A 14,322-nucleotide genomic window follows, 5' to 3' on the forward strand; every position below is an offset into this window, starting at 1 on the left:
GATCGCTGAATAATCCGGCACCGGGGGTGCCGGACAGGATCAGAAGTAGTAACCGATGTTCATGTACAGCTGGTTTTCCCACTGATTGCTGCCGCCGGCCCCCAGGCTTTGGGTGTAGCTGCTGCCGCCGATGTACGGGTCGTTTTTGCCGAACAGCCACTCGGTGGCGATCCACAGTTTGCTGACCGAAAACGAGGTGCCGAGGATCATCCGTTGCGAGGTCTTGAAGTCGTCAGCCGACTTATCGAAGGCGCTGTAGTTGGCATACAGCTTGACCCCGCTGATTTGGTCGAAGAGGTATTTTCCGGCCACGTCGTAGCTCAGGTCCGCGACGTACAGGTTGCCGCGGCTGGCGACGTTGAAGGTGCCGTCGTAACCGCCGAGGGTCACCAGTTCGTCGGTGCCGGGGTTGCGTGGGGACATCTGCTGGCGCGCCGCTTGCAGTTGCACGCCCCACGGTCCGTTCTTGCCAATGTAGTGCACGGCAACGGCATTCCTGCGGCCGTCGTTGTGGGTGTCCTTGTTCTCCAGTGTCGAGGTCAGGCCTGATACCCCGACCTCGGATTTCCAGTTGCCCAGCTCCATCGACTTGGCCAGACGCAGGACCATGGTGTTGCGTTCCTGGTTGTTGCTGCCATCGGTGACGTAGCTGTCAGCTTCGGAAACCACGCTGGAGTAAGTGTCGCCTTTGCTGGTGCCTTTGCCCTCCCAGGCCGGACGCAGGTAGTAGCCGGCCTGGATATTCCAGTCGCCACTTTGCTGAATGTACTTGGCGCCGAGTTCTTCCAGGTCTTCCAGGCCGACGACGTTGCCCAAGGTTTCGTAGAAGGTACTCCCGAAATACGGTTGCAGGCCGAACGGCACCTGGTTCAGGCCTACCTGGATTTGCTGATCGGGGTTGAACTTGTAGCCGATCCAGGCCGTTTCGGCGAAGGCCACATCGCCGACATGGTTGGTGTACTGGTACGGGTAGGCGCGACCGTAGAAACGGTACTTGGCGGCACCGATCCAGGTGTCGGAGCTGTACTTGGCGGTGAGGAACGCGGTGTCGAAGTTGAACTTCTGAATGTCGCGATCCGGGTCATAGTCCCAGCGAGCGCGCACGGCGCCGCCGAGGTCGAGGTTGTCGGTCACCTGAATGGCCATGGCCGGTGCCGCAATGGCACCGAGCATAGGGATCAGCGCAATGGAACGGAGGGCGCGACGGGGGGTGTTGTGCATGGCTCTACTTCCGAGTTGTGATTTATTGTTGGCAGCAGCAAGCCCGGCCGCAGCGAACGCTGCGGCTTGGGGAAAATCATTTAAAGGTCAGTCTTAGTGAGGCAGGATCAACCTCAACCGTGGTTCAAGCGCAGGCGCTGGCGGTATCGCCGAGGCCCCCGGCGCTGCCGCGAGCAGCGTCTGGGTGTAGGCGTTCTGCGGACGCAGCAACACCTGCTCGGCGGTGCCGTACTCGACCACTTCGCCTTGACGCATCACGGCGATGTAGTCGCTGATCTGCGCCGCCACCCGCAAATCGTGGGTGATGAACAAAATGCTCAGGTTCAGTCGCCCTTGCAGTTCGGCGAGCAGCTCCAGCACCTGTTTTTGCACCGAGACATCCAGGGCCGACACGCTTTCATCCGCGATCAATACTTCCGGTTGCATCGCCAGCGCCCGGGCGATGCCGATGCGCTGCCGCTGGCCGCCGGAGAACTGCCGGGGCCGGCGCTTGAGGGCGTCACGTTTGAGTCCGACCTGTTCCAGCAGATCGCCAGCCTCGGTCCAGGCATCCTTGGCCGACAGACCGCGCAACTGCGCGGCGCGGGCGATGATGTCGCCGACGCGATGGCGTGGGTTGAGCGAGCCGTAAGGGTCCTGAAAGATCATCTGAATCCGCCGTCGGTTGGCGGTCAGCGCTCGCCCGTGCAAGGCCAGAAAGTCGGTATCGCCGAGCCAGACATGCCCGCTGTCGCTGTCCACCAGCCGAATCGCGGCTTTGACCAGGGTGCTTTTGCCCGAGCCGGACTCACCGACAATCGCCAGGGTCTTGCCCCGTGGCAGTTGCAGCGAGACATCCTTGAGCGCCTGCACGCTGCGCCCTCCGACGTTGTAGGTCTTGTTCAGGTGTTCGATGCGCAACGCCATTTCGCCGTCGGCACAGGGTACATGCAGTTCGGGATAAAGCGCCGGCACTGCTGCGATCAGCTTGCGCGTGTAGGGGTGCTGCGGGTCATGCAGCACCTGATCGCGCTCGCCGATTTCCACCAGCCGGCCACCTTCCATCACCGCGATCCGGTCGGCGATTTCCGCGACCACACCGAAGTCGTGAGTGATGAACAAGATCCCGTGCTGACCACGGCCGCGTAGTTCGCGCACCAAATTCAGCACCTGGGCCTGGGTAGTGACGTCGAGGGCGGTGGTCGGTTCGTCGGCGATCAACAGATCTGGGTTCATCGCCAGGGCCATGGCGATCACTACTCGTTGGCATTGGCCGCCGGACAATTGATGGGGAAAGCTGTTGGCAATCCGTGGCGGCTCGGGCAATTGGGTGGATTCCAGCAGCGCCAGCATGCGTTCGCGGCGCTCTTGTTTACTCATCTGCGGTGCATGGATTTCGAAGATTTCCTCGACCTGACGACCAATGCGAATCGCCGGGTTGAGCGCTGCCATTGGCTCCTGAAAAATCATCGAGATCCGGTTGCCGCGCAGCTGACGCAATGCCGATTCGCTCATCTGGCAGATGTCTTTGCCGAGAAAGTCGATGCGCCCGGCGCTGTGGCGCAGGCCCTTGGCGTAGTCGCCCATGATCGCGCCCGAGAGCACCGATTTTCCGGAGCCGGACTCGCCGATCACACACAGAATCTCGCCCTTACGCACTTCCAGCGTGATGTTCTGCACCGCGTGGCTGCGGTCGGCGCCTTCGGGCAATTCGATGGAAAAGTCTTCCACTCGCAGTACTTGTTGGCTGCTCATACTCAACTCCTTGCGCCTTTCTGGGCGTACTCGTCCAGACCGTCGGCCAGCAGGCTCAGGCCCAGCATCAGGGTGGAGATGGCAATACAGGGAAAGATCACCAGGTGTGGGAAGGCGATGGCCATGCTTCGGCCTTCGTTGATCATGCCGCCCCAGTCGGGGGTGGGCGGTGGCAGGCCGAGGCCGAGAAAACCGAGGGTACCGATCATGATTGCGGTGTAACCGATGCGCAGGCAGAAATCGACGATCAGCGGGCCGCCGCAGTTGGGCAGGATTTCCACCAGCATGATCCGCACCGCGCTTTCGCCCTGGGTGATGGCGCTGAGCACGTAGTCGCGGGAGCGAATATCGAGGGTCAGGGCACGCATGATGCGAAAGATCGCCGGGGCGCTGGTGAAGGTCACCGCGATCAGAATATTCACCGCCGAAGCACCGAGCGCGATGATGATCACGATGTACAGCACCAACACCGGGAACGACATCACAGTGTCGGCGACATACGACAGCAGCGCGTCGGTCCAGCCTTTGAAGTAGCCGGCGCACAAGCCCATGGCGATGCCTACGGCAAACGCGGTGAAGGTCGCCAGGGTCGACCAGAGCAGCACCGTGCGGGTGCCCCAGATCAGTCGCGAAAGGATGTCGCGGCCGATCATGTCGGTGCCCAGCAGGAACGACTGGCCACTGTCATCGGCACTGAATGGGGTCAGCAACGGCGTGAAGCTTTCCAGAGGATCATGGGGCGCCAGCCATGGCGCAAACAGCGCCAGCAGTACCCAGCCGCCGACCAGCAGCAAACCGAGCGCTGCCAGCGGATGTTTGAAGGCTTGCAGGAAATTCATTGGGCACCTCCACCGATGCTGCGCAAGGTGATGCGCGGGTTGAGCCAGGTGTAGGCCAGGTCAGAGCAGATTTTTGTCGTGCCGACCACCAGCCCGCTGATCATTGCGCAGGCTTCGATCAGGTAGACGTCATGGTTCAGCGAGGCGGTGTAGAGCAGCGAGCCGAAGCCTTTGTAGGCGAAGAACACTTCGACCACGATGACGTTGGAGAGCAGCCAGGGGATGTACAGCATGATCACCGTGACCGGCGCGATCAGCACGTTGCGCAGGGCATGCCGGAGCACAACGCGGCGGGTCGATGCGCCTTTGAGGCGCGCAGTGCGGATGTAGGGTGCCTGCATCACCTCGACCATCGAGGCGCGGGTGATCCGCGCCAGATAGCCGATACCGAACAGGCTCAGGACCATCAGCGGCAACGCCAGCTCAACACCGTTGAAGCCTTCGCTCATGTTGCTCACGCCCGGCAGCCAGTTGAGCCAGAAGACGAAGATCGCCGAAAGAAATACCGCGCTGGCGAAGTCCGGAATCGAGGTGGTGACGATCGACAGGAACGACACCAGCCGATCCAGCGCCGAGCCCTGACGAATCCCTGCCAGCACACCGAGGGTCAAGGCCACCGGTACCATCACCAGCAACGCCAGTCCGGCGAGCATCAGGGTTTGCCCAAGGTTGGGCAGCAACAGATTGATCACTGGCTCACGAAAATGCACCGAAGTGCCCCAGTCGCCGCTGACAAAATCTTTCAGCCAGACCAGATAACGCCAGACGAAAGGCTGGTTGTAACCATGCTCCAGCAGCCACGCGGCACGCTGATCAGCGGCGGAGTAGGGGCCCAGGACATTGGTGGCGACGTCCTCGATATTCAGTTCGAGAGCAAAAAAAACGATCAGCGACACCGACAGCAAAGTTGCTGCCAGCGCCAATAGCTTGCGCAATAGAAATTCAGCCATGCTTGCACGCTCCGGCTAATCAAGGGATGCCGGCTCGCCGCACCGGGGTGGGCGAGCTCGTTTTGGGTGTTTGAGTCAGGCGCTCAACCAAACCTCATCCATTGGGTAGAAGTCCGATGGGTGCACCTTGAAGCCCTGGACCTTTTTGCTGGCCGCGGTGAACTTGTCACCCCAGAACGGCTGCACCATGACGCAGGCGTCCTGCAGGATCCGTTCGACTTTTCCCATCGCCTGGGCGCGCTGTTTCGGATCGATGATGCCCATGGCCTTGTCCAGCTCGGCATCGAAGGCCGGGTCGCTGTAGTGGCTCTCGTTCCACGCCGCACCGCTGCGGTAGGCCAACTCTAGCGACATCACCCCCAGCGGGCGGTGGGCCCAGTAGGTCAGGCTGAACGCGGCCTTGTCCCAGATTGGCCAGTACTGGGTCGCCGGAATCACTTTGAGATTGATCCGGATGCCGGCTTCAGCGCAGTTCTGCTGCAGGATCTGCGCGCAGTCCTGTTCGTAGCGGCCCTGGGTGTTGCCGACGATCAGGTCGATATCGATGCCGTTCGGGTGACCGGCTTCGGCCAACAGTTTTTTCGCGCCGGCGACGTCGCGATCGCGTTTGGGCAGTGGGCAATATTCAGGGTGCGACGGCGCGACATGATGGTCCTCACCGAGTGTGCCCATGCCGCGATAGGCGATCTTCAGCATCTGCGCGTTGTCCGCACACAGCACCACGGCTTTGCGGATGCGCAGATCATCGAAAGGTTTCTGGTCGCAGGCCATGCGCATGACCACGGTCTGCGCCGATTTGCAGGTCAGCAGTTGCGCCCCTGGCAGGCGTTTGGCCAGGTCCAGTTCGGCCACGGTCACCCGGTACAGTACGTCCACTTGGCCGGCTTGCAGTGCGGCGAGGTGGGTGGAAATATCGGTGCCCATGTCGATGTAACGCAGCTCATCGAGGTGCGCCGGTGCGCGCCAGTAATCAGCGCGCTTGGTGAAGGTTGCCTGCTTGTTCACCGCGAACGAGGTGAGCTTGAACGGTCCGGTGCCGATGGGGTTCTTCGCCCAGTCGTCACCGGCCTTGAAGCTGCGGTGGACGATGGCGCAGGTGAACGCGTTGAGCATTTCCGGGATTGCCAGAATCGGCCGTTTGAGCACCAGCTTGAACTGGTAAGGCCCGAGCTTTTCGAAGGCGCTGATGTCCTGGAATGCGGTGCGGTTGACCGACTTGGAGTCGGCAGCGATCCAGCGCTGGACGTTGTGCTCGACGTCCTCGACGTTGAAGCTGTCGCCATTGCTCCACTTCACGTCCTGACGCAGGTTGAAGGTCCACTCCTTGAGGTCCTCCGACGGGCTCCAGCTTTCAGCCAGATACGGATGGGTGATGTTGTCGGCGTCGACCCAACTCAGGTATTCCAGCGAGTTGCGCAGCAGGTTTGAGGCTTCGATCCAGGTGATCAGCATCGGATCCTGGATTTCCTGGATGGCGCAGGCAAACCGCAGGCTGCCGCCGGCCTTTGGGGTCAAGGCTTCGGCGGCGTTCACCGTGTCGGAAAACAAGGCCGGTCCGAGGAAACTGCTGGCGCTGGCGGCGGTGATGCCGAGCAATGCGGCGGTACGCAGGAACTGTCGACGGTTAATTTCGCCGGTTTTAACCTGTGTGCACAGGTTGTCTACGGCTGGATGCGGCGCAGAGCCGTCCAGTGTCATCAAGTCTTTCATGAGTCTCTCCGAAACGGGGGTACAGGTGCGTTTTTGTACTGGCTGCTCAAAGGATCGAGCGGCCGCTGCTGCCGGTCTTCGATACAAACATGGCTGTCAGGCGGGCACCGTCAGGTGCTGGCGTGACAGACAGGAAGTCGGCGGCAGAGCAAAGCGCGAAGCATTCAGGAGGACGGAAATGGGATAGGGCATAGGGCGGCTCTCATGTTGTTTTTATTAGAGATGCCAGCAGTTTTGTCATCTGCGCCAAGATCGACAAACGATAAATTCAGCGGGCAAAAATGCTTTAAACGCATGTTACTGACCCTCGGCAAGGCGGCCTCCCGAGAGAGACAGGCCTGGGTTATGGAGCGCAACCGTTTGCGGCGCGGGCACCGGGTGGAAGCGGAGCGTTTGAAACGGCCCCTTGTCCCGAGCAGGAACAAGGGGAAAAACGGATGTCAGCGAAGGAGGAGTACGCTGTCATCCGGCACAACGTCGTCTCAATGCGCCATCAGACGGGGATCGAACGGGTAATCGGAGAGCAGCTCGATACCGTTTTCGTGGATGTAGATCTGCTCTTCGAGCTTGACCCCTTCGCCTCCGGCGTCATGACCGATGTAGCTCTCCACGCAGATGGTCATGCCCGCTTCGAACACGCCGTCGTAGCCCAATGAATCAATGTCTTCGCGGTGTACCACGTAGGGGTATTCACCGGTCATGCCAACCCCGTGCACCAGCGCGAAATAACGGTTGGCCTTGTAGTTGTCGGGGATCTTCCAGGCCAGCTCCGCGTACTCCTTGAAGCTGCGCCCGGCCTTGAGCATTTCTATGTTGGTCTGAACCTGCTCGTAGGCCAGCTTGTACAGCTCTTGTTGTTTGGCGGTGGCTGCCTGCTCACCGCAGAGGAAGGTTCGCGAGAAGTCGGCGTAGTAACCGAAACGGCCGACCACGTCGGTGTCCAGTGCCACCAGATCACCGGCCTCGATCGGCCGGGTGCTGCACTCCTGGAACCACGGGTTGGTGCGCGGACCGGACGACAGCAGACGGGTTTCCACGTAGTCGCCGTCGGTGGCGATGACGTGTTGATGCAAGTGCGACCACAATTGGTTTTCGCTGATACCCGGCACCAGCTTGCTTTCCATCAGGCGCACACCGGCTTCGGTAGCGCGCAGGCTGGCGCGGATCATCTTCAGCTCGTTCGGCACCTTGATACAGCGCGCACGTTCCAGCGGTTCCTGCGCATCGAAGATCTGGTAGCCGAGTTTTTGCAACTCGAAGGCTGCTGCCGAGGTGGCGCTTTCGATGGCAATGCGTTTGCCGCCGCCGCATTTGCGCACCAGTTCATCGATTTCGGCGGCCCAGTCGGCAGTGACATTACCGAGGAAGCTTTCGCAGAAATAGTAAGAGATGGCTTTGGCCGGGCGCACTTCGTCGACGGTGTTGAGCTTCTCGGCGAGGTGCAGACAGCCACCGAATTCGAAAATCACCACCGGACCTTCGGCCGGAATAAAGGCATAGCGCGCCGGGTTGCGCGCCGAATACACCTGCATGTTGCGCGAGCCGGTGGCGTAGCGCATGTGGGTGGGGTCGAACAGCACGCAGGCGGCGTAGTCGCGTTTCTTCAGCTCATTGCGCACGCGTTGCAGACGGTCCAGCTGGATCTGCTGGATCTCGGCTTCGGTCGGTTCGCAGTCGGCGGGATTACGGTTGGGGCCGGACAGACTCATGGGGTGTTCCTCGCAAGGCAAAATACGGTCGGTTGGTTATTTTTGGAGGGGGTTCAGTCGAGCAACTGGTCGCTGCGCACCAGATTGCGTTCGGCTTGCAGGTGGGCTTCGGACAGGCGTCCGTAAAGCTGCTTGGTGCGTTGTGCGCGGCCGATAATTCCGGGCTTTTCCGAGTAAGCGAAAATCGCTGTATTGCGCTCGATGGGGCCTTCAACGCGAGTCACCCGGTGTACCGAAAAGCGGCCCTTGAAAATCTGCAGGTCGCCGGGGTTGAGTTCCAGCTCTTTGACTCGGCTGTGGTCTTCACCGCGTACCACCTTGCCGACCGCGCCGAGATTCTCCTGAGTCCGCGAGCGGATCATCGGTGCGTACTCGAACAAGCCGCCGGCGTCAGGCTTCTGGGTCATCATGCTGACGATGAATTCGTTGGTATCGAAGTGCCAGGGCTGTTCGGTTCCGTTGGGCATGACATTGATCACGAGCCCGGCAAACGGGTCGGCGTATTCAAAAATCTCCGGCTCATCAAGGCACTCGCCGATAAAGCGTTTCATCATCGGCGAGACGTATAACCGGTGAATGATTGCGTCCGGGGCAATCATGTCGCGGGTCACAAAGCCGCTGGTGCGCTCCATGAACGTGCGTCGCGGGTCATCCTGAGGCAGCGAGGCATCGTCCTCGGTGAAGTAGGCGTTGACCTTGCGCACCGAGTAAAAGGTCTTGCTCGACAGGGCCTGACCTTCGGCGCGGGCCTGATCCAGCGCCTCGGGGCGCAGAAAGTTTTTCAGCAGGCAGCAGCCGTCCTGGGCCAGTTCGGCGCGGGCATGTTCAATCAGCGCCTGTAATCGGACATGGCCCGAATCATGTATGGGGTACAGCTCGGTGTTAATGATGTCGCTGATATCGCCCACTTCGGCGTCGGCAAGTTGAAGACTCATGAAGGGCTCCTGGAGAGATAAATGACTCATGTTTCGGACGGCGCTTTAACAGCGGTTTGGCGTGACCCGATAGTTACTTAAAGAGGCGCGAAGTGGAAATTACGAGTTGTGATCGAATCAATCGGCAGGCGCGATAGTTATGTCAGGTCAACTGGATGGAACGTTGCTTAAAGTGTTTGTCGCAATTATCGAGTGTCAGGGGTTTTCTGCGGCGGCCGAACGCCTGCATAAAACTCAATCGACCATCAGTCAGAGTTTGCAACGTCTGGAAGATATCGTCGGTACGCCTTTGGTGTACCGCACCAGCCGCTCGGTGAGCCTGACCCCCGGCGGCGAGACTTTTCTGATCTACGCGCGGCAGATCCTCAAATTGCACAGCGAAGCGATCAATGCCGCGCACCTGCCCAACGAGCAGGCGTGCATTCACGTTGGTATGCCGGAGGACTACGCCCAATATTGCCTGGCCGGGGTCTTGCGCGACTTCAAGACGCAGTTTCCACAGGTCCGCCCGGACATTTGCTGTGAGATGTCCACGGCCCTGGTCGGCCGTCTGCAACGCGGCGAGCTGGACCTGGTGCTGGGTGTCCAGCATGCGAATCTGCAACAGGGCGAGTACCTGTGCGATGAACCGTTGGTGTGGGTCACGGCCCAGGATTGGGCCTGTGCCGAGGGGGAGTCAGTGCCGCTGGCGGTGTACGCCGAAGGCTGTGCTTTTCGCGGTAACGCCGTGCGCGCGCTGGCCGAAGCCGGACGCGCGTGGCATGTGGTTTACACCAGCCAGAGCCCGCGGGGCATCAGTATTGCCATTGAAGGTGGGCAGTCAGTGGGGGTTACCGCCCGGCGGCTGGTGCCGCCGGGTTGGCGGATTCTGGATGAAGTCGAGGGCTTCCCGCCGATCGAGCCGGCCAAGCTAATGTTCTGGCGTTCCGCGCAGTGCCTGGAGCCGGGGGTCGATGTGCTGGTGGACATCCTCTGGCGGCAATTGGGCAGCTCAGCGTTGCTCGCTCAGCACGGGATCGCGGCGCTGACGCTGGGCCATCAAACCAAGCAATGACAGGCTGGCCAGCACCCAGAAGACAATCCAGAGATGAACCAGGGCGAATTGCTGACTGGCTTGCAGCAGCCACCCGCAGAGCCAGTTCGCCGTCGCACTGCCCAGGCCATAACCGACCATGCTCAGGCTCACCACCTGCAAGCTTTGCACCGGCGTCAGGCGCGCACTGAGGTAGGCGGCTATCAAGCCCCATACCGGAAAATAGAACAGCGCGAACAGGCCAGCAGCGAGCCAGGTCAGGGCCATACTCGGTTGCCAAAGCAGGCCGAGCAAGGCCACGCCGAACGCGCTGATGCTGGCGATCATCACGCGCAGTGCGCCCCAGCGGTCCGCCAGTGAGCCCAATAACAGGCCGCCCAGCCCGCCGCCGACACCGATCAGCGTCCACAGTGAACCAGTGGTGTTCGCCGTGGCCCCCAGCCGTTCGCTGACAAAGGCAGAAAGAAAATTCAGAAAGGGCCCACTGATCCCGCCGATAAAGGCACTGAGCAGCAGGATATGTAGGGCAATCGGCTGCTCCAGGCACAGGCGCAGCCACTGTCGCAACACGCTGCGCAGTGAGGGCGCGCGGGTGGGCCTTGGCCGAGTGTCCGCCGCCAGAGGTGCCAGGGCCCAGAAGGTCAGCAGGGTCACGATCAGGGTCAGCCCCGCACAGATCAGCCAGAAACGGGTCAAGGAGATCCCTTGCAACGTGGCAATCAATACGCCGTTGAGGCAAATGGCGAACGCCGCGCCTGACGACGCCAGCCCCAGCACACGGCTGCGGTGGGAGGAGGGAATGACCTCGCTGGCCAGCGCTGCGATGGCGTTCCAGTTGGACACCGCGCACGCCGACACCAGTGCCAGGCACAGGGCAAAGGGCGCCACCCAAGGCGTGGCGACAGCCAGGGCCATCAGCGCCGGGCTGAGCAGGATGGTCAGGCGCACCATGTTGCGCGGGCTGATCCAGGCCGCGGCGATGCCGCTGACAATCGATGCGCCCATATAGAAAAGCTGCAACAACGCCGCAATAAAGGCCGCCTGGCTGTAACTCAAGGCAAACACCTGGCGAATCTCCGGCAATAATGCCGAATACAGAAAAATACTGAATCCATGGGTGGTTGCATTGCAGGCTGTAAATATAAGTGCCAGTACACCCATACTTCTTATTGGGGCGACTTTAATTGTGTGCATGGTCAGGTCCGGCATCAGTTGTTAGTTATTGAAGTGCGACACAATAGGGCGAAGTTGAGTGGCGCGCCCTAGGTAAGTGCGTCGATTGATTAACCCGTTAGTACGCGATCAGCCTAGCTTTTATAACCGGATAACAGCCAGTGCTTATTTGTCATAAAGAGGCTGCGAAATACTCATGCTCTTTATTCGTCAGCGACAATTAATGGGTCGAAAGCGACGTACTGAACGACGGAGTTCGTCGGGCGAACATTTTTCGGGCAGGCGCCCGCTGTGTTTCGCTTCATGAAATCATCCTGCACAACACAAAAATGCATGTTACTCGCGAATTTTCCTACAAGGCATGGGATGCTTGACGCCTCGTCAGTCTTCCGCAAGTGACTTATATGAAACGCAAGATGCCCGCGCTCAATGCGCTCAAAGCCTTCGAGGTGGCCGGTAGCACCGGCAGCTTTACCCGTGCTGCCGAGCTGCTCAATGTCACCCAGAGTGCGGTCAGCCGTCAGGTGCGCCAGCTCGAAGAACAGCTCGGTGAAAGCTTGCTGGAGCGGCGTCACCATCACCTCGAACTGACCAGCGCCGGGCGGGTATTGCTGCGGGCGTTGCACCAGTCGTTCGACAAGATCGAACTGACTGTGCGCAGCATCCAGCAGAAATCCCATGCCAACCGTCTGCACATCAACGCGCCGCCGACCTTCACCAGTCGTTGGCTGCTGCCGCGTCTGGGACGGCTGCGGGAGAAGCATCCAGAGCTGGAACTGAGTATCACCACCCGCCTGCAAGACAGCCTGGCGGAAACCAGCACACTGGATTGCGCGATACGTTTTGGCGATGGCGAATGGGACGGTCTCGACAGCTCGCTGCTGATCCAGGAACGGCATATCGCGGTCTGCGCGCCGTCGTTGTATGCCCGTGAGTGGAGCGAGCGGGGCATCGACCTCAATCGCCTGACGCTGTTGCATGTGCTGGCTCGCGAAGACCAGCGCTACCTGACCTGGAAGCACTGGCTGGACGCGGCGCGGATCACCGGCGTGGACACTCAGGGCGGCTACGAATTCGACCTGCTTGACTTGGCTATCCACGCAGCCATTGATGGTCTGGGCATCACCATTGCCGACTGGCACATGGTCGCCCCGGAACTGGCCAGCGGGCAGCTGACCCAAGTGCTCAACGTGCATGTCGAAGGGCATCAGTCCTATTGGCTGGTGACGCGTCCGGAGCAGACCCTGATGCCGCAATTGCAAGTGTTCAGCCAATGGCTGCAAGAGGAAATCTGGCTGGCCGAGCGGCAACTGGAGCCTTCCACCGCGGCTTCACCGTCGCCTGACTGAATCAATCTCTCGCCACAGGTCCTACTTTTGCGGGCCTGATGGCTAACCTGCGTTTTTCGAATGTTTATCTGCGCAATAAATCGTTTGTTCAACCTGGACAGGATGACAAGACTGCTGACTACTTGGATAAAAACAACGATGGGCGATCCACATGCTACTCGAGCGAAACTTTGTTAACGGTCACTTCATCGAACCTGCCAGCGCGGCGTTGATCGCGGTGTACAACCCCGCCACCGAAGCCTTGATCGGCCAGGTTTCCGCCGCCACCGTCGACGAAGCGCTGGGCGCGGTCGAAGCCGCTGCGGCGGCGCAAAAGGTCTGGGGCAAACTCACCAGCATCGAACGCGCCGAGTATCTGCGAGCTTTTGCCGACGCGCTCGAGGCGTGCGCTGAAAACATTGGCGAAGCGCTGGCGGCAGAGTCCGGCAAGAGCGTGGCCGATGCCAGCAACGAAGCCCGTTATGCCGCGCAGATCACCCGTTACCACGCTGAATGGGCGCGCCGCATCGAAGGCGAAATCATTCCCAGCGATACCCCGAACGAAAACCTGTTTCTGCACCGCGAGCCGATTGGCGTGGTTGCCTGCCTGATCCCGTTCAACTACCCGGTCTACACCTTGCTGCGCAAAATTGCCCCGGCATTGATCGCCGGCAATACGGTGGTGGTGCGGCCGAGCAACAACACCCCGACCTCAGCCTTCGAGATCGCCAAGGCGGTGCAGCAGTCCGGCCTGCCAGCCGGGGTGGTGAACATCCTGACCATGGATCACGGCACTGCCGCCAGTGTCTGTACCCACAAGGCCGTTGGCCTGATCACCTTGACCGGCAGCGTCAACGCCGGGCGCATCGTGCTTGACTACTGCAAGGCCAATATCGCCAAGCCGTCGCTGGAGCTGGGGGGCAAAACGCCGGCGATCATTGAAGCCGACGCTGATCTGGAAAAAGCCGCCACCGACATCGTCGCCTCCAAGACTACCCACTGCGGGCAACTGTGCACGGCGGTGGAGCGGGTCTATGTGCAAGAAAGCGTTTACGACACATTCCTCGCGCTGCTGAAAGCCAAAATCAGCGCGGTTAAGTTCGGTGATCGCACCTCTGATCCAAGCCTGATGGGGCCGCTGGTGAATGCGAGTTCGCGGCAGAACATTCATGCCATGGTCGAGCGCGCTATCGCTGACGGTGCGGTACTGGAAACCGGCGGCGTGATTCCACACGGTATTGGCTATTTCTACCCGCCGACGCTGCTGAGTGGCTGCCGTCAGGACATGGAAATCATTCAGGAAGAAGTCTTCGGTCCGGTGTTGCCGGTGCTTAAGTACAGCGACATCGACGAAGCGCTGGCCATGGCCAACGACCATCAGTTTGGCCTGTCGTCGGTGCTCTATACCGAGAGCTACCGGACCACGATGAAGGTGGCCAACGCTATCGAGGCCGGTGAGCTGTATGTCAACCGCACACCCGCCGATCCGTACCAGGGCTTTCATGCCGGCTGGAAACGCTCAGGCCTGGGCGGCGATGACGGCAAGCATGGAATGCTCGAATTCACCCAGACCCGTCTGGTGGTGATGAAGTACTGAAGGAGCAGCTGCAAGTTTCAAGCGGCAAGCGGCAAGCGGCAAACTGTCTTGAAGCTTGAAGCTTGAAGCTTGCCGCTTACAACTGCTCCTCTC

At 60.3% G+C, this 14,322-nt stretch carries 11 protein-coding genes; 3 read left to right on the forward strand and 8 right to left on the reverse strand.

Annotated features, from left to right (window positions below):
• Positions 1-39: 39 nt before the first annotated feature.
• The 7 genes from AC1MEE_RS09645 to AC1MEE_RS09675 form a co-directional block, all read right to left on the reverse strand.
• Positions 40-1,221: a hypothetical protein gene (locus tag AC1MEE_RS09645; RefSeq protein ID WP_480415113.1), complete on the reverse strand. Its 1,182-nt coding sequence runs from the start codon at positions 1,219-1,221 to the stop codon at positions 40-42.
• A gap of 93 nt (positions 1,222-1,314) precedes the next feature.
• Positions 1,315-2,955, reverse strand: coding sequence for a dipeptide ABC transporter ATP-binding protein (locus AC1MEE_RS09650; RefSeq protein ID WP_480415114.1), 1,641 nt, complete (start codon positions 2,953-2,955; stop codon positions 1,315-1,317).
• 2 nt (positions 2,956-2,957) lie between these two features.
• Positions 2,958-3,794 carry an ABC transporter permease gene (locus tag AC1MEE_RS09655; protein ID WP_480415115.1) on the reverse strand — a complete coding sequence of 279 codons (837 nt, stop codon included), beginning with the start codon at positions 3,792-3,794 and terminating at the stop codon, positions 2,958-2,960.
• Positions 3,791-4,744 (reverse strand): ABC transporter permease, encoded by a 954-nt coding sequence (locus AC1MEE_RS09660; RefSeq protein WP_480415117.1) that lies wholly within the window; start codon positions 4,742-4,744, stop codon positions 3,791-3,793. The genes AC1MEE_RS09655 and AC1MEE_RS09660 overlap by 4 nt, the downstream gene beginning before the upstream one ends.
• 75 nt (positions 4,745-4,819) lie before the next feature.
• Positions 4,820-6,454, reverse strand: coding sequence for an ABC transporter substrate-binding protein (locus AC1MEE_RS09665; protein WP_480415118.1), 1,635 nt, complete (start codon positions 6,452-6,454; stop codon positions 4,820-4,822).
• Positions 6,455-6,936: 482 nt separating this feature from the next.
• Complete coding sequence (locus AC1MEE_RS09670) at positions 6,937-8,163, reverse strand: M24 family metallopeptidase (protein WP_480415119.1); 1,227 nt, start codon at positions 8,161-8,163, stop codon at positions 6,937-6,939.
• A 53-nt stretch (positions 8,164-8,216) separates the two neighbouring features.
• Positions 8,217-9,098: a HalD/BesD family halogenase gene (locus AC1MEE_RS09675; protein ID WP_480415120.1), complete on the reverse strand. Its 882-nt coding sequence runs from the start codon at positions 9,096-9,098 to the stop codon at positions 8,217-8,219.
• Positions 9,099-9,237: 139 nt separating this feature from the next.
• Here AC1MEE_RS09675 and AC1MEE_RS09680 point away from each other — a divergent pair, with 139 nt between their 5' ends.
• A complete protein-coding gene (locus tag AC1MEE_RS09680; RefSeq protein WP_480415121.1) occupies positions 9,238-10,152 on the forward strand; it encodes a LysR substrate-binding domain-containing protein in 915 nt (304 codons plus the stop codon).
• Here AC1MEE_RS09680 and AC1MEE_RS09685 read toward each other — a convergent pair.
• Complete coding sequence (locus AC1MEE_RS09685; protein WP_480415122.1) at positions 10,090-11,325, reverse strand: MFS transporter; 1,236 nt, start codon at positions 11,323-11,325, stop codon at positions 10,090-10,092. The two genes, AC1MEE_RS09680 and AC1MEE_RS09685, sit on opposite strands and share 63 nt — an antisense overlap.
• Before the next feature lie 383 nt (positions 11,326-11,708).
• Here AC1MEE_RS09685 and AC1MEE_RS09690 point away from each other — a divergent pair, with 383 nt between their 5' ends.
• On the forward strand, positions 11,709-12,653 hold the full coding sequence (locus AC1MEE_RS09690) for a LysR substrate-binding domain-containing protein (RefSeq protein ID WP_480415123.1): 945 nt from the start codon (positions 11,709-11,711) through the stop codon (positions 12,651-12,653).
• 151 nt (positions 12,654-12,804) lie between these two features.
• Positions 12,805-14,229 carry an aldehyde dehydrogenase gene (gene aldA / locus AC1MEE_RS09695; protein WP_480415124.1) on the forward strand — a complete coding sequence of 475 codons (1,425 nt, stop codon included), beginning with the start codon at positions 12,805-12,807 and terminating at the stop codon, positions 14,227-14,229.
• Positions 14,230-14,322: the final 93 nt, after the last annotated feature.

The sequence above is a fragment of the Pseudomonas sp. ASL3 genome (genome assembly GCF_056680425.1).